Origin of the sequence: Bacteroides sp. AF39-11AC, assembly GCF_003474285.1 — a bacterium.
Lineage (GTDB): Bacteria > Bacteroidota > Bacteroidia > Bacteroidales > Bacteroidaceae > Bacteroides.
Genome location: NZ_QROH01000002.1, coordinates 195,142 through 211,509, shown reverse-complemented (window position 1 = coordinate 211,509; position 16,368 = coordinate 195,142). Strand labels below are relative to the sequence as shown.

Genomic DNA, 16,368 nt, shown 5'->3' with positions numbered 1-16,368 from the left:
TTTAGTGTTAAAAGCCTGATTACAAAGGAATATTACCATGCTTCTTAGCCGGGTTAGTCAATTTCTTAGTCTGCAACTGTTGCAAAGCGCGGATAATGCGGAAACGTGTGTTACGCGGTTCAATCACATCGTCGATGTAACCATACTTAGCTGCATTGTAAGGATTAGCAAACAGCTTGGTATATTCGGCTTCTTTCTCTGCCAGGAATTGGGCAGGATTTTCCTGTTCCTTGGCTTCGCGGGCATACAATACCTCAACGGCACCGGCACCACCCATTACGGCGATTTCAGCAGTAGGCCATGCGTAGTTCATGTCACCGCGGAGTTGCTTACAGCTCATTACGATGTGCGAACCACCGTAAGACTTACGTAATGTAACTGTTACTTTAGGTACAGTAGCTTCACCGTAAGCATACAGCAACTTAGCACCATGCAGAATTACACCATTGTATTCCTGGCCTGTTCCCGGAAGGAATCCCGGAACGTCTACCAATGAAACGATAGGAATATTGAAAGCATCGCAGAAACGAACGAAGCGGCCACCCTTACGAGATGCGTTGCTGTCGAGCACACCTGCCAGATACTTCGGCTGGTTGGCAACGATACCTACGGACTGTCCGTTGAAACGTGCGAAACCGATAATGATATTCTTTGAGTAATCTTTCTGAACTTCGAGGAACTCACCGTTGTCAACGATAGCAGCAATTACTTCGTACATGTCGTAAGGCTTGTTCGGGCTGTCGGGGATGATTTCATTCAGAGAATCTTCCAGACGGTCGATAGGATCGGTACAGTCTACGTAAGGAGCTTCTTCCAGATTGTTCTGAGGAATGTAGCTCAACAGTTTACGCAACAAAGCCAACCCTTCTTCTTCAGTCTTGGCAGTGAAGTGGGTTACACCTGATTTGGTAGAGTGAACACTTGCGCCACCCAGGTTTTCCTGAGTTACGTCTTCACCCGTTACAGTCTTCACCACCTTCGGGCCGGTGAGGAACATATAAGAAGTACCTTCCATCATCAACGTGAAGTCAGTCAGTGCAGGAGAGTAAACGGCGCCACCGGCACAAGGACCGAAGATACCTGAAATCTGCGGGATAACGCCTGATGCCAGAATATTGCGCTGGAAGATTTCAGCATAACCTGCCAAAGCGTTGATACCTTCCTGGATACGTGCACCACCCGAGTCGTTGATACCGATACAAGGAGCACCCATTTTCATAGCCTGATCCATAATCTTACAGATCTTCAGAGACATCGTTTCAGACAAAGAACCGGCAGAAACTGTAAAGTCCTGTGCGAACAGATAAACCAAACGACCGTCGATAGTACCACAACCGGTAACAACACCATCGCCGGGATAGTGTTTCTTTTCCATACCGAAGTTGGTACATCTGTGCTCTACAAACATATCCATTTCTTCGAAACTTCCTTCGTCGAGAAGCATGGCTATGCGCTCACGAGCTGTATATTTACCTTTCTCATGCTGTTTGGCAATCGCTTTTTCACCACCACCCAGACGTGCAGCTGTGCGGCGATCTATAAGCTCTTTAATCTTTTCAAGTTGATTACTCATTTTATTAAATATAATGGGTTAATACTGTTTTTTTTATTACCAATTCTTCTTTAATTATAAATTACTCCATCTATGAATAATTCGTAATTATTATTCCGGTTTTTCGCAAAGTTCTGTCAATACACCCAGTGTTGATTTCGGGTGTAAGAAAGCAATGTTCAGACCTTCAGCACCTTTGCGCGGAGCCTTGTCGATTAAGCGAACGCCTGCAGCTTCCACTTCAGCTAATGCGTTTGCTACACCATCCTCGATAGCGAATGCCACGTGATGAACGCCTGCACCTTTGTTTTCGATGAACTTAGCAATGGTACTTTCGGGAGAGGTCGGTTCGAGAAGTTCGATTTTAGTGTCACCAACTTTCAGGAAAGCGGTTTTAACTTTCTGGTCTTCTACAGTTTCGATGTTGTAGCACTTCAGACCTAATACGTTCTCGTAATACGGCAGGGCTTCTTCAATGCTTTTAACAGCAATACCCAGATGCTCAATGTGTGAAATCTTCATAACTATATTTATTAATGTTGGTATAATGTCTTAATCAAAGGCATAAAACAGCACAAAGAAAGAGATTTCTTCCTTAATAGAGAAATTTTTCGTCAATTAATTATTGGATATTTGAAGTTTAGAAAGTTTTTTTTAGACTTCGGTTCAGAAGTCGAGCAGCAGTCGGACGTTAATCTGACGAGATGTCAGGTAATTGGGTACTGCAAACTGATTATTTCGGGTGTCTGTCACCCAATAATAGGAGTTGACGTTGCTGATATTTAGCAAATTGAAAATATCAACGCCTAACCAAAGGCTGCGGATGCCGCGCTGATTTTCGCGTTCGCTACGGTCGATAAGACAGCGGGACATACCTATATCTACACGTCGGTAAGGGGATGTACGAAACACGGCAGCCTCGCGTCCGCTATGTGGAGGGCCGAAGGGAAGACCTCCGGCAAGTGTACCTTTCAGGTTCATTTTCCACTTGCGGCTACCGGGAAAATAGTCCGTGAAATAGAGCGAAAGACGGTAGCGCTGATCGGTGGGCCGGGGGAGCCATTGTCCGTTTATTTTCTCTTCGGTTTTCATCAGTGAGAAGCTCAGCCAGGAGTCTGTTCCGGGAACAAACTCACCGAACAGTTTCATGTCGATACCGGTGGCGTAACCTTTGGAAAGGTTGCGTCCGTAATAACTGATCCGTACATTATCTATGTTATAAGGTATGAGATTGCTCAACGCTTTGTAATACACTTCCATGGAGAAACGGAACGGGCGGTCCATGGCACGGAAATTATAGTCGCCGCCTGCCACGAAGTGCAGGGAGCGCTGCGAACGGATGTCATGGTTCAGAGATACGGTAGCTATTCCGTCAATCTGGGTGGTATCACGGAATTCTTTATAGAACGGTGCCTGGTAATATACTCCGGCGGCTACTCTCAGGGTGAATTTCTCATTAAATGCCGGAATCAGAGCCAGGGAAGCACGCGGGCTGAAAATGAATTCTTTGTTCCAGTCCCAGTAACTGCCCCGTATGCCGGCAGTCAGGGTGAATAGTCCGGCGGTGGAGCGGAAGCGGTATGTATCTTGCAGGTAAAATCCGTATCGTTTGCTGTCCGTTTCGTTGCGCGAACGGAGGGTGTAGAATAGTTCCGGCCCTTCGGAAGTTTGTGGCATGGAGTAGCCGGCAGAGTCGCGCATTTCCCATTCGCGCATCCGGTCTTTGATGCGCTCCCGTTTGAGCTCCGCACCCCATTGCAAGGAGTGGCTTTTCAGTCGGTGACGGCCTGTGATGGAATAACTTTGCACCTCTGCGGTGAGATAATTGCGGGCATGTTCCATGTAAGTTCCCACGCCGATAGTTTCGGAAGTTTCCTCTTCGTTGGTAGTGCCGTCTACTTGCGTTCCGCTGTCCAGGGAGTTCAGCCAGTATTGCCCGGTGATGTCGTACGTTTCCTGTTCTTTCGTGTGGAAGGCGGAGGCTTGCAGGGTCAGGCTGTTCTGTTCGTTCAGCCGGTAGGTGGCGTAGGCGGTTCCGAACAGGGTGCGGAATAAATCTTTCTCCTGTCCTTCAAAATAGACTTTAAACTCACGTACATTGCTGAGAGTGCCGAAGCGGGTGTAGCGGTCTTCCGGCTGGAAGTTATAGCGGTTTTCTGAAATATTGCCGATGACACCTACCTCCCAACGCTTCGAAGGTGTCCAGTTCAGATAAGTCTGATAGTCGATATAACGCGGGTCGTATTCCCCTTTTGTATCTAGCGTGCCGAGCAGATATTGGTTGGTTTTATAGCGGATGCCGTTTGTCCAGGTTAGCCTTTTGGTGGCGATTCCTACGTATGCCGAGGCTCCCAACAGGCTGACGGAGGCACTTCCTTCCAGCCGTTCGGGTTTCTTGTAAGTGATGTCCAGCACGGATGACATCTTGTCCCCGTACTTGGCCTCATAGCCTCCCGTGGAGAAGCCGACGGATTGCACCATATCGGGATTGATGAAACTCAATCCTTCCTGTTGCCCCGAACGGATCAGCAAGGGACGGTATATTTCAATGCCGTTGACGTACACCATGTTCTCGTCGAAACTACCGCCGCGTACGTTGTATTGCGAGCTGAGTTCGTTGTTGCTACTCACTCCGGCCTGTGTGGCTATCACGGCTTCTATGCTTCCGCCCGAAGCGTCGGGGGCCAGGCGGTTTTGTTTGGTTTCTATCTGTTGGATGGTTCCGGTTTGTCGGCGGCGCTCTGTTACGCTCACTTCGCCCAATTCAAAGTTTATCGGGGGTAAGGTTATGTTCAGACTGATATTTCCCTGCGGACGTACTAATTTTCGTTTGCGGGTTTGGCATCCCAGCATGGAGAAGATGACCGTTACATTGTCCCGGCTTTCGAATTTCAGCGAATATCTCCCTTTCAGGTTGCTGACTGTGCCTATAGCCGTCCCTTCCAATCGTATTGTTGCCAATTCAATCGGATTACCATTTTCATCCGTAATCGTTCCGCCTATCTTGACTGTTTTCTGGGCAAGGGCGGGAGTGGAGAATAGTATTATAAGAACTGTCAGTAACCAAAAATGTCTCATACCTTTTCTATAACGGAGAAACTTCCCGAAACGTATATCAGGAGGTAAAAAAGAGCTTTTAACTTTGCTTCTTTATTTTTTATAGGTTCGTGTCACATATGTTACAACTCCAATCCGTGCTTCATGCTATCTTTGCAGAAAAAATAGATTATGGAACAATTACATGCTCATGAAGTCCTTCACATGATGGAAGGCAACAGTTATTCGGAATCATCATTAAAAGAGGCAATCATCCGGAAATTCGGCGAGCATCAACATTTCTATACTTGCTCGGCAGAAGATATGGATGCGGATAAATTGATAGAGTTTCTGAAAGCGAAAGGTAAGTTTATGCCTGCTGATGATGGATTTACGGTGGATATGACGAAGGTTTGCAGCCATTGATGCTGATAACTTTGGTTCTATAGCGGTTCCCCTTTTGTAATGTTGATTGCAAAAGGGGAACTGTTTGTTTCTGATGGGTACTAATTTCTCAGCTGCTACAAATTAATTTTCAAGTTACAAGAAACTATTGATAAAAGTGCTAAAATATAATCTTACTACAGTTATATAATTATCTTACAATAGTTGTTGTAAGAAAGAAGTATAATTGTTGTAAGAAAATTGTATAACTGTAGTAAGAATAATTAGATGCATAAAAAGAATTAGTTTTATGTGAATACGGAATTAGTCTTATTGGTATGCGTTTCTCTTGTTTATGTATGCAACAAAACATATTTGAATACACATCTGCAATAAAACAATTTGTACCTTTGTGGCCGAATGCAATATTGAAACTATGGGAATTGTAATAGGAATAGACGTTGGTGGAAGTACTACAAAAATTGTAGGAATCAACGGAGAACAGATACAGTCACCGATGTTTATCACTGCGACTGATCCGGTTACTTCTTTGTTCGGGGCTTTCGGGAAGTATATTTATGATAACGGTATTCAGCTTTCGGATATAGAGCAAGTGATGCTGACAGGTGTGGGTAGTGCATTTGTAGATAGTCCGTTGTATGGTTTACCCACGGACAAGGTCGATGAGTTTATAGCCAATGGGTTGGGGGCACGTCATGCCACGGATATTGACCGGCTGATTGTGGTAAGCATGGGAACGGGCACTTCTTTCGTAAGAATCAACGGAGAAAAGATAGAGCATATTGGTGGTATGGCAATTGGCGGAGGTACTTTGCAGGGACTTTCCCGCTTGTTGCTGAAGACGCATGATTTCAGGCAGATTGCAGCAATTGCCGAGAAAGGTGACGTTACCCGTGTAAACTTGCAGATCGGAGATATCTGCAATCGTCCTTTGCCGGATCTTCCGGTGCATGCCACTGCTTCGCTGTTCGGAAAAGCGGATAGCAACGCTTCGCAGGAAGATATTGCAAAAGGTATTATTTATATGGTGCTGCAAACGATAGGTGGTGCAGCGGTGCTGTCTGGGCTGAATGGTCCTATCAAAGATTTTGTCTTGATCGGTAATCTTACTAAATTTCCGCAGTGCCATGAAATTTTTCCGAATATGGAAAAGATATATGGGGTGCGCTTCCATATTCCACCCTATGCGGAGTATAGGACGGCGATAGGGGCGGCGCTGGCATATACCAGAGAGATAAACAGATAAGTAACATGTCACTGAGGAACTTCTGATTATTCATTCTCAAACATTTTGCTTCGTGCAAGCATGCAAGCTCCTATTACTCCTGCTTTATCTTTTAATTTTGAAAGAGTAATTATGGTATCCCTATTCACTAAATTTAGAGAAAATTTACGGACCGCTGTTTTTATGGGTTGAAGAATATAGTCTCCTGTCTGTGATAAGCTTCCTCCGATTATTACTAATTCTGGATTGAAGATATTGATGAGTCCGGCAATTTGTTTTCCTAACTTTTGACCTATTTCTTCTATAACCTCTATACATAGCATATCTTCGTTGTTGACTGCTGATATGATATTGTCCAATGTGAGTGGTTTATCTGCATCTATTCGATTGGAAAGTATTGAACTTTCTCCTTTCTGACTACGTTCTAATATAATACGGTGTAGGGCGGAACCGGATGCTTCTGTTTCAATACATCCTTTTTTGCCACAGTGGCAAAGTATTTCACTGTCGTAGGCTGTTACGTGTCCGAATTCACCGGAAAATCCCGATTTGCCATAATATAGCTTTCCATTCAAAATCAGCCCTATTCCTAATCCCCAACTGATATTAACGAAAATAATGTCTTTTTCTTTATTGATACATCCCTGCAAATATTCTCCAAATGCCATCGCCCGTGTATCGTTGTCAATGGTAACTTTATACCCTATTCTTTCAGTTAGGATTTCTGTTAAAGGTCGCTCTTCAAAATTGAATTGGCTGAAACTATATCCTAATTCTGAATTTACCCGACCAGGGATATTAATATTTATATTTATTATTTTCTCCTTTTCTATTGTTGATTTTTTGATGTAATTACATATCTGCTTGCATAATTCATTTAACGCTTCTATGGAATTTTCAGATTTATAAGGAATATTTCTTTTAAGTTCTATCATATCTCCCTTAAAATTAATAACTCCAATAGTAATACTATTCCTCTTTATTTCAACCCCAATAAAGTAGCCTGAGTCAGAGTTAAGTCCGTATGCGTAGGGCTGTCTTCCTGTACCCGTTTCTATTTTTCCATAGTTATTGATGTAGCCATCAGTAACCATCTCGTCAATTACTTTAGTGACTGTTGGAATACTCAATTGCAACTCATTAGCGAGAGCAGGAATTGTAGAATCGCCATTATGTATGTAATGCTTGATAATCTGTTTCTTAATAGTAGAATATTTAGAATCAGATTCTGTTTTCTTTTGCTGGTTTATTTTCATATTATCTCGTTTTGTCTGAATTTGATTTACAAATATACTAATATATATAGCTAAAACGCTGCAATCTTTTTAAAATACTATAATAATTATATAATGTTTGCTGTCGTTAATTTTATTAATTAAGTTATATATAATAAAATAATTAATTATATATGTTTATTTAGATTATAATTTAATTTATATATTGAATTTAATTGGAATAATTTTATTAAATAGTTTGTTTTAGATAAAATAATAAATATCTTTGTTGCTCGATAATAAAATGTTATCTTTATTTTTAATATTAATACAATAGTATGGAAAAACTAATTGGCTTGATTAATGCCCCCTTTACTCCTTTCTATAAAGATGGAGAAGTGAATTACGAACCCATAGCGGCTTATGCTGATATGCTGGTGAAAAATGGTCTGAAAGGTGTCTTTATTAATGGTTCTTCCGGTGAAGGCTATATGCTGACGGAAGAAGAACGTATGATGCTGGCTGAGCGTTGGATGGAAGTAGCACCGGAGAATTTTAAAGTGATTGTTCATGTAGGAAGTACTTGTGTGAGGTCAAGTAGTCGTTTGGCAGAACATGCCCAGAAGATTGGTGCGTGGGGAATTGGCGCGATGGCACCTCCTTTCCCTAAAGTGAACCGCGTTGAAGAGTTGGCGAAGTATTGTGAAAAGATAGCTTGTGCAGCTCCTGAACTGCCTTTTTATTTTTATCATATTCCGGCTTTCAACGGTGCTTATCTTTCAATGGTTGCATTTCTTGAAGCCGTAGATGGGCGCATTCCTAATTTTGCGGGTATCAAGTATACGTATGAAAGCTTGTATGAGTATAATCAATGCCGTTTGTATAAGAATGGTAAGTTTGATATGCTGCATGGACAGGATGAAACTATTCTGCCTTGTTTGGCTATGGGTGGGGCACAAGGTGGTATAGGTGGTACTACTAACTATAATGGCTGTAATTTGGTTGGTATTATCGACGCCTGGAATGCCGGGGATTTGGAGAAAGCGCGTGAACTTCAGAATTTCTCTCAGGAGGTTATTAATGTGATTTGCCACTTCCGTGGAAATATTGTTGGTGGAAAGCGTATCATGAAATTGATAGGATTGGATTTGGGCGACAATCGCATTCCATTTCAGAATATGACAGATGAGGAAGAAATTCGTATGAAGGCGGAGTTAAATGCGATTCATTTCTTCGACCGCTGTAATAAACTTTAATTTGAAGTTATGAATACTGTTGAATATCTTCAAAATTGTGCTGCTTCCTATAGGAATGATTTGGTAGGTAATATCATGCCTTTTTGGTTGAAGTATGGATTGGACCGCAAACACGGTGGGGTTTATACTTGCCTTAATCGTGATGGCTCGCTTATGGATGCCACAAAATCTGTATGGTTTCAGGGACGGTTTGGCTTTGTTGCTGCTTTTGCATATAATAATGTGGAACAAAATCTCGAGTGGCTGGCAGCTTCAAAAAGTTGTATTGATTTTATTGAGAAATATTGCATTGACGTGGACGGACGTATGTTCTTTGAAGTAACGGAGGATGGAATCCCCATGCGTAAACGCAGATATGTATTTTCCGAATGTTTTGCGGCAATAGCTATGTCTGAATATTCAATCGCTTCAGGTGATCGGTCTTATGCACTGAAAGCATTGGAACTCTTCAAAAAAATCCAGTTCTTCCTTACTACGCCCGGTGTCCTTGAACCTAAATATTGTGAATCGGTGCAAATGTGCGGTCACTCTATTACCATGATTCTGATTAATACAGCATCCCGTATTCGGGCAGCCATTGACGATGCTGCATTGACCCGGCAGATTGATGATTCTATTTATATGTTGCAGAAGTATTTCGTTCATCCTGAATTTAAGGCTCTTTTGGAAGTTGTAGGTCCTAATGGTGAATTTATAGATACTTGTAATGGGCGTACAATAAATCCTGGACATTGCATTGAAACGTCCTGGTTCCTGCTGGAAGAAGCTAAATATCGCAATTGGGATAGAAAAGATCTTCAAATGGCTTTATCCATTCTCGATTGGTCGTGGGAGTGGGGTTGGGATAAAGAATACGGTGGAATTATCAATTTCCGTGATTGCCGTAATCTTCCACCTCAGGATTATTCGCAGGATATGAAATTCTGGTGGCCACAGACTGAGGCCATTATAGCTACACTTTATGCCTATCAAGCAACACATGATGAGAAGTATCTTGAAATGCACAAACAAATAAATAATTGGACTTATGCTCATTTTCCAGACAGGGAATATGGCGAATGGTACGGTTATCTTCATCGGGACGGAACTGTTGCACAAGCAGCTAAAGGTAATTTGTTTAAAGGACCGTTCCATATTCCGAGAATGATGATAAAGGCATATATGCTATGTAATGAAATGTTAACTCTTTAAAATACATAATTTAATACTTGATTTTATGAAAAAACACTTGATCTTATTGTTTATGTTTTGCTTGTCATTACAGATGATGGCACAGCAAAGATCAATAACAGGAGTAGTTGTTGATGCAAAAAATGAACCTGTCATTGGTGCTTCTATTGTAGAAAAAGGCACATCGAATGGAACTATTACGGATGTTGATGGAAAATTCTTATTAAAAGTGGAACCTAATATAACTTTGGTGATTAGTTATATAGGCTATGAAGCTCAGGAAATTCTTTTAGGAGATAAGACTAATATTTCAGTAGTGCTTCATGAAGATAATGAAGTCTTGGATGAAGTAGTCGTAGTTGGTTATGGAGTACAAAAAAAATCGAGTATGACAGCGGCAGTAGCTTCTGTATCTGCAAAAGAACTGCAAAAGCAAGTCACTGGAAATGTTGCCTCTGCATTGCAAGGACGTGCCCCCGGCGTGGAAATTCTTCAAAAGGGCGGTGAAGCTGGGGCTGATGTTAAGATACTTGTTCGTGGAGCAGGTTCTTTTGGTTCTACCGAACCATTATATATTATAGATGGCGCCGTTAGTGGAAATGGACTCAATTCTTTAAGTTCAAATGACGTTCAATCAATTGAAATTTTGAAAGATGCATCAGCAGCAGCTATTTATGGTTCTCGCGCTGCCAATGGTGTGGTCCTTATTACAACAAAGCAGGGTAGAGCCGGAAAAACGGTAGTTGATTTATCTGGATCATTTTCATATCAAACACCATCGAAAATGCTGGATTTTATGAATGCCGAACAATGGAGAGGATTTGCCAATATGGTGGCCGACAATAGTCCGGCATATGATAAAGCACCTCAAAACGTCAATCCAACCAATCCGGATTATAGTCAGGATTGGCAGGATTTATATTATCAGAATGCTCCGATGTGGAATTTGAATGCCGGTATATCCGGTGGCGGAGAGAATAGCACTTTCAGTAGCAGTATTGGATATCTTAAACAAGAAGGCATTATTATTCAGTCGGATTATGAGAAATATAACGCGCGCGTGAACGGAACCTATAAAAAAGGTAGATTCACCATTCAAGAAAATTTGGCTATAGCCCATATAAGCAAAAAAACGCCCCCTACAACGCGCCATATCCTTATTCCTACCATTCCTGTGAAGGATGAACTGGGAAGGTATATATCTACTCCGGCAGAGGCAGGATATTCTACTACTAACTCCGATATCAGTAATCCTTTGGCTGGTATATATAATGGAGATTCATATACAAGAAAAACGGATATTATAGGTAGCTTGAGTATTGGGCTGGATATTTGGAAAGGAATAAAATATAAATTGAATTTAGCTGGAAACTATGTAAATACACATGGCTATTCACATTCTCCTGCCTTTGCTACTTATTGGGACGAACAGGGAAATCCGGATTCAAGATTCGTTCAGCCATTTACTTCATTGGATGAATCCCGAGGTGAATCTTTTAATTATACTATCGATAATTTGCTTACGTATAATGGTACATTCAAAGGACATACATTTGATGTATTGTTAGGAACAAGCTGGATGAGGGAATACTTCCGTGATATGTCCATAAACTCAGGTAATAATGATTTAGGTGGTCCGACTATTACTACTTATAATGGAGCAGGAATTATCGGTTCTGATGAAAAGAACTCAGCTCTTTTATCGTTTTTCGGTCGTGTCAATTATGATTATAAAAATAGATATTTATTATCATTAAGTATTCGTAGTGATGAGTCCTCTAAATTTGCTAAAGGCCATAGAGTCGGTTATTTTCCATCTGTTTCTGCCGGTTGGAATATACATGAAGAAGAATTCTTTAAAATTCCTTGGATGTCTAAATTGAAAATCAGAGGAAGTTATGGCGAATTAGGTGCTAATTTTATTGAACCGTATTCTTTCCTTTCGACAGCTCATGGACCAGTTCCATTGATTTTAGGTGGTAAACGTACTTTTGGCTATGTCACACGTTTTGCACAGTCTAATTTAACTTGGGAAAAGGCGATATCTTCCAATGCAGGCGTGGAGTTGGGATTTTTTAATAATGAACTGACGTTTGGTGTTGACTGGTTCTTGAAACGTAATAATGATTTACTTGCCCCTCTGGAACCATTACCATCATCAGGACAGACTATTGTCATCAATCAAGGTGACGTTCCTTATTATAATACTGCATCTGTCGAAAATAAAGGTTGGGAGTTTGTTTTAGGATATCGTAAAGGTTGGGGAGATTTTACACTGGATATGCAGGGTAATATAACTTTCCTGAAGAATAAAGTACGTGCTTTGGGAGAGGGAGTACAACCTATCCGAGGTATTCAATTAAGTTCTAAGTTCGGTGATCGGGCTACTATTACTAAAGAAGGTTTGCCAATTGGTACATTCTGGGGCTATGAGGTGACTGGAATGGATGGAGAAGGTAATTTCTTAATAAAAGGAGCAGATGGAACAGATAAATCTATAGCTAAGGCAAATGAAACAGATAAACGGGTGATTGGAAATCCTACACCTGATTTTACTTATGGACTGAATATTAATTTGGGATACAAGAATTGGGATCTCACGGCATTCTTCCAAGGTACGCAAGGCAATGATCTTTTTGCTGCAGCTAAGTATCAATACTATTTTAATTATACTAATAACAATTTAACTGATGCATTGAATTCTTGGACTCCTACTAATACTAATACTACAGTGCCAATCGCAAAGACAGATAACTCTGTAGGCGGCAATTCACTTCCAAGTTCTTTCTATGTAGAAGATGGTTCTTATTTCCGGTGCAAGAACCTGCAGATAGGGTATAGTTTTAGTGACAAGTTATTGAGGAAAACAGGTTTTATATCATCAGCCCGTATTTATGCGGGAGTTCAGAATTTGTTTACTATTACAAAGTATTCACTTTACGATCCAGAAGTTAGTGATAATACATTGTTCGACAGAGGATGTGACGGCATCGAAAACAGGGCACCTTCTATCAATGCCAGAGTGTACAATATTGGCTTCAATTTAACTTTTTAAAACAGAAAGACAATGAAAAAATATAATAATTGGTTCAACTTGGTAATCGTTGCCATTATGGGGGGATTATTTACCTCATGTAACGACATTTTTGAGGATTTGTCTGTTAATCCAAATCACTTGGACGTGCAGGGGTTCTATACAAATCCCGAATCCGCAAATAAAGGAGTATTAGGCATTTATTCTTATATCACTACTCCTCGTGCAATGGGAGCTTCGGGAGGTAGATTGATGGCTAATCGAGGTGATGAAAGTAGTGATAGATCTGATTATGGCTCTCCCGGTCAATATACTGCTATGCTGACGCCTTCTTATTATACTATTGTGGAACCCTATCAATTGTTCTACACTGCTGCGTCACAGGCTTGCCAAATGATTGAGGTAATTCCAACGATTGATTTTGCAAATACGGAACAAAGAGATGCTTATCTGGGCGAAGCTTATTTCTTGCGTGCCTTTTCTCATTTTTTTCTGTTCTTGCATTTTAGAAATATTCCATTGATGGAAAAATTGCCATTAACAGCAAAAGATTATAAACCTCAGTCTTCTCCTGAAAAAACATGGGATTTTATCATCAGCGATTTAATGAAAGCAAAAGAATTACTACCTAAAAAGGGTTATTGGACTGGTGATAATCTGGGACGTGTGACTAGTGGTTCAGCTACCGCTCTATTGGGGAAAGCTTATCTATATAGAAGTGGAATAGAAAAATATTATGGTAATTCGACTACGACATATTATAATGAAGCTGCTGCTTGTTTTGATGAAATTATTAATGGGACGCATGGGAATTATATTTTAATGGATAACTATAGCGACAACTTTAGCGTTAAAACAGAAAATAATGATGAATCAATCTTTGAACTCCAGTTTTTTGGAGATGTGGTTAATACGGTTTTTAATCCGGGATTGACGGATAGCGGTGTGTGGAGAGACCCGCGTGGTTATAATCCACCTTCAAAGAAAACTACGGCAGACCATGTTATTCACCAATGGGTATATGATACTTTTCTGGCATCGAAAGATGCTGATGGAAATACTGACTCGCGCATGTTTGGTACATTGATTTTTGATGATTCTGATCCTGCGGTATCTGCTAAATCCGGTGATAAGGTAATTATTTATGATGGGCAAACCTTTGTTGATTATTATGGCCCGACAGGTTTTGCTTCTGTTAATGCACAAGCGGGAAATTATAAATCTGCTTCCCGAAAAGGAATTGATTGGACATTGCCAACTCAAAATCCCGGCAATAACATGTATATGTGGAATCTACGTGCCAATGGACTGAATTATCCATACATACGATATGCGGATGTTCTGCTGATGTATGCCGAAGCTGTTATTAGTGGTGGTAAGCAAGGTGTGTTAACCCCGGTTGAAGCAGTGAATAAGGTTCGGTCTCGTAAGAGTGTAAATTTGCCGAGATTATCCTCTGTAGATATGAAAGTGATTGAAAACGAGCGTATATTGGAACTGACTCAGGAAGGACATCGCTTTTTTGATCTTTTGAGATGGGGCAAAGTAGCTGAAAGATTTAAAGAATTGGAGCAGTCCGATCCAAACTTCAAAAAGTACTCAAGTTCTGTCTATTTAGGATTTACTCCCAACAAAAACGAATGGTTACCTATTCCGATTGATGAAGTAGAAGGAAATCCTTATATCACAGAAAATAATCCGGGGTGGAATTAACCACTCTCTGAATTGAAGAGATAATCATCTCTTCAATTCAATTGTAAATAGAACAAATAAAAATCTAAAATTAAGAAATATGAAGATATTAGGAATTTTTGTAGCTTTAACCATTTTTACTCCATTTATATCAGCGCAAACACTACATAATGGTATTACACTTCCGCAACAATGGCCACCTCATTATGAAGAATCAACGGTGCGTCATGAGATGCCTTTACCTTATTTAAAAAATAAGCCTCTGGTTATTCCCATAAATACCGGGCGGCAGCTGTTTGTTGATGATTTTTTGATTTCAGAAACCAATCTGAGTCCGGTTTATCATACTCCGAAGTATTATGAAGGTAATCCTGTATTAGAACCCGATAAAGATTGGGAAAAAACTGTTGAAGGGGCATTGTATGCTGCTCCGTTTAGCGATGGAATATGGTATGATGAGAAATATGGAAAATATAGAATGTGGTATTTGGCAGGTGCAGGTACTATTCATAAAGATGAAAGACAAACTTTCTATACTTGTTATGCTGAATCCAATGATGGGAAAATATGGGAAAAGGTAAATCAAGATATAGTTCCGGGAACAAATATTGTAGATACCTGCAATCGTGATGCAGCTGTTATTTGGCTGGACCGGGAAGCAACAGATCCAGCCAAACGGTGGAAGTTTTTTAATGTGGAACGTAGAAAAGAAGACCGTAGGTGGCAATATGTATTGAAATATTCGGCAGATGGTATTCATTGGTCAAAAGGAGTTGCTCAATCAGGAGATATAGGAGATCGTTCGACGGCTTTTTATAATCCTTTTACAAAAAAATGGGTGTTAAGTCTTAGAGCAAGTGCATTGGCATCAAGCCGTTCACGTACCTATGCCGAACATGCTGACCCAGAAGTATTAGTAAGTGTAGCTCACCGTACTCGAAAAGATGCAGATGATAAATTTGTTAAATTTTGGTTTAGCCCGGATGACAAAGAGCTTCGGCATGAGAAATATCCGGAGGTAGAACCGGGTATTTATAACTTTGATGCGATCGCTTATGAGAGTGTTATGTTAGGCTTTTATAGTGCATGGGCAGGTCCTGAAAATCGTGTATGTGAGAAGGATGGAATTCAAAAAAGAAATGTAATTTCATTAGGTTATAGTCGTGATGGTTTTCATTTTTCACGTCCTACTCATCAGCCTTTTATGAATGTGAACGAAACGGAAGGTGCATGGAATTGGGGAAATATGCAATCTGTTGCTGGTGTGCCTCTTATTGTTGGTGATTCGCTTTATTTTTATTCAAGTGGTCGGCGTTTAAGTAAAATAATGTGGGATAGCCATACTTCTACTGGCTTGGCAACACTTCGTCGTGATGGCTTTGTATCTATGCATGCGGATAAAGAAGAAGGATATGTGCTCTCAGAGAAACTTTCTTTTGATGGAAAATATCTTTTTGTGAATGCTGATGTTCGTAAGGGTAAATTGCTGGTGGAGGTACTTGACGAGCAAGGTCTTCCAATTGAAGGATTTACAAAAAAAGATTGTATTGTGATGAAAAAAGCAAATTCGACTAAAGAACTTATCGTATGGAAAAATCGAAAAGATTTGTCTACTCTATTTGGTAAAAATATACGTTTGAAATTTTATTTGTCGGATGGAGATTTGTATTCTTTCTGGATTTCACCTTGGTTATCGGGAGCAAGCCGCGGTTATACCGCTGGAGGTGGTCCGGGACTTGATCCAAAGGGAATAGATATCGAGTGATGTATATCTCAATCTGATA

Annotated in this window: 11 protein-coding genes; 7 read left to right on the top strand and 4 right to left on the bottom strand. The window is 40.6% G+C overall.

What is annotated here, in order from left to right:
* Window positions 1–19: 19 nt before the first annotated feature.
* From DW036_RS03635 to DW036_RS03625, 3 genes are all read right to left on the bottom strand, one after another.
* Window positions 20–1,573 carry an acyl-CoA carboxylase subunit beta gene (locus DW036_RS03635; RefSeq protein WP_009128927.1) on the bottom strand — a complete coding sequence of 518 codons (1,554 nt, stop codon included), beginning with the start codon at window positions 1,571–1,573 and terminating at the stop codon, window positions 20–22.
* A 90-nt stretch (window positions 1,574–1,663) separates the two neighbouring features.
* A complete protein-coding gene (mce, locus tag DW036_RS03630) occupies window positions 1,664–2,074 on the bottom strand; it encodes a methylmalonyl-CoA epimerase (protein ID WP_007212904.1) in 411 nt (136 codons plus the stop codon).
* A gap of 144 nt (window positions 2,075–2,218) precedes the next feature.
* Entirely contained in the window at window positions 2,219–4,630 is a 2,412-nt protein-coding gene (locus tag DW036_RS03625; RefSeq protein ID WP_118461364.1) for a TonB-dependent receptor, read from the bottom strand.
* Window positions 4,631–4,780: 150 nt separating this feature from the next.
* Here DW036_RS03625 and DW036_RS03620 point away from each other — a divergent pair, with 150 nt between their 5' ends.
* Together DW036_RS03620 and coaW are read left to right on the top strand one after the other, a co-directional pair.
* Complete coding sequence (locus DW036_RS03620; RefSeq protein WP_118461362.1) at window positions 4,781–5,014, top strand: YecH family metal-binding protein; 234 nt, start codon at window positions 4,781–4,783, stop codon at window positions 5,012–5,014.
* 394 nt (window positions 5,015–5,408) lie between these two features.
* Complete coding sequence (gene coaW, locus DW036_RS03615; RefSeq protein ID WP_118461360.1) at window positions 5,409–6,239, top strand: type II pantothenate kinase; 831 nt, start codon at window positions 5,409–5,411, stop codon at window positions 6,237–6,239.
* 26 nt (window positions 6,240–6,265) lie between these two features.
* On the opposite strand, the gene DW036_RS03610 is transcribed toward coaW, so the two are convergent.
* Complete coding sequence (locus DW036_RS03610; RefSeq protein ID WP_118461358.1) at window positions 6,266–7,474, bottom strand: ROK family transcriptional regulator; 1,209 nt, start codon at window positions 7,472–7,474, stop codon at window positions 6,266–6,268.
* Window positions 7,475–7,770: 296 nt separating this feature from the next.
* On the opposite strand from DW036_RS03610, the gene DW036_RS03605 reads away from it, so the two are divergent.
* The 5 genes from DW036_RS03605 to DW036_RS03585 all read left to right on the top strand — a co-directional run bounded on the left by DW036_RS03605 (window position 7,771) and on the right by DW036_RS03585 (window position 16,349).
* Entirely contained in the window at window positions 7,771–8,688 is a 918-nt protein-coding gene (locus DW036_RS03605; protein WP_118461356.1) for a dihydrodipicolinate synthase family protein, read from the top strand.
* Window positions 8,689–8,697: 9 nt separating this feature from the next.
* Window positions 8,698–9,879: an AGE family epimerase/isomerase gene (locus DW036_RS03600; RefSeq protein ID WP_118461354.1), complete on the top strand. Its 1,182-nt coding sequence runs from the start codon at window positions 8,698–8,700 to the stop codon at window positions 9,877–9,879.
* A gap of 25 nt (window positions 9,880–9,904) precedes the next feature.
* Window positions 9,905–12,913, top strand: a complete 3,009-nt coding sequence (locus DW036_RS03595) for a TonB-dependent receptor (RefSeq protein ID WP_118461352.1) — start codon at window positions 9,905–9,907, stop codon at window positions 12,911–12,913.
* A 12-nt stretch (window positions 12,914–12,925) separates the two neighbouring features.
* Complete coding sequence (locus DW036_RS03590) at window positions 12,926–14,605, top strand: RagB/SusD family nutrient uptake outer membrane protein (protein ID WP_118461350.1); 1,680 nt, start codon at window positions 12,926–12,928, stop codon at window positions 14,603–14,605.
* Window positions 14,606–14,684: 79 nt separating this feature from the next.
* Window positions 14,685–16,349 carry a hypothetical protein gene (locus DW036_RS03585; RefSeq protein WP_118461348.1) on the top strand — a complete coding sequence of 555 codons (1,665 nt, stop codon included), beginning with the start codon at window positions 14,685–14,687 and terminating at the stop codon, window positions 16,347–16,349.
* Window positions 16,350–16,368: the final 19 nt, after the last annotated feature.

Coding starts and splice junctions, on each gene's coding strand:
- DW036_RS03635 (WP_009128927.1), bottom strand. CDS start 1,573: ATGAGTAATCAACTTGAAAAGATTAAAGAGCTTATAGATCGCCGCACA.
- mce (WP_007212904.1), bottom strand. CDS start 2,074: ATGAAGATTTCACACATTGAGCATCTGGGTATTGCTGTTAAAAGCATT.
- DW036_RS03625 (WP_118461364.1), bottom strand. CDS start 4,630: ATGAGACATTTTTGGTTACTGACAGTTCTTATAATACTATTCTCCACT.
- DW036_RS03620 (WP_118461362.1), top strand. CDS start 4,781: ATGGAACAATTACATGCTCATGAAGTCCTTCACATGATGGAAGGCAAC.
- coaW (WP_118461360.1), top strand. CDS start 5,409: ATGGGAATTGTAATAGGAATAGACGTTGGTGGAAGTACTACAAAAATT.
- DW036_RS03610 (WP_118461358.1), bottom strand. CDS start 7,474: ATGAAAATAAACCAGCAAAAGAAAACAGAATCTGATTCTAAATATTCT.
- DW036_RS03605 (WP_118461356.1), top strand. CDS start 7,771: ATGGAAAAACTAATTGGCTTGATTAATGCCCCCTTTACTCCTTTCTAT.
- DW036_RS03600 (WP_118461354.1), top strand. CDS start 8,698: ATGAATACTGTTGAATATCTTCAAAATTGTGCTGCTTCCTATAGGAAT.
- DW036_RS03595 (WP_118461352.1), top strand. CDS start 9,905: ATGAAAAAACACTTGATCTTATTGTTTATGTTTTGCTTGTCATTACAG.
- DW036_RS03590 (WP_118461350.1), top strand. CDS start 12,926: ATGAAAAAATATAATAATTGGTTCAACTTGGTAATCGTTGCCATTATG.
- DW036_RS03585 (WP_118461348.1), top strand. CDS start 14,685: ATGAAGATATTAGGAATTTTTGTAGCTTTAACCATTTTTACTCCATTT.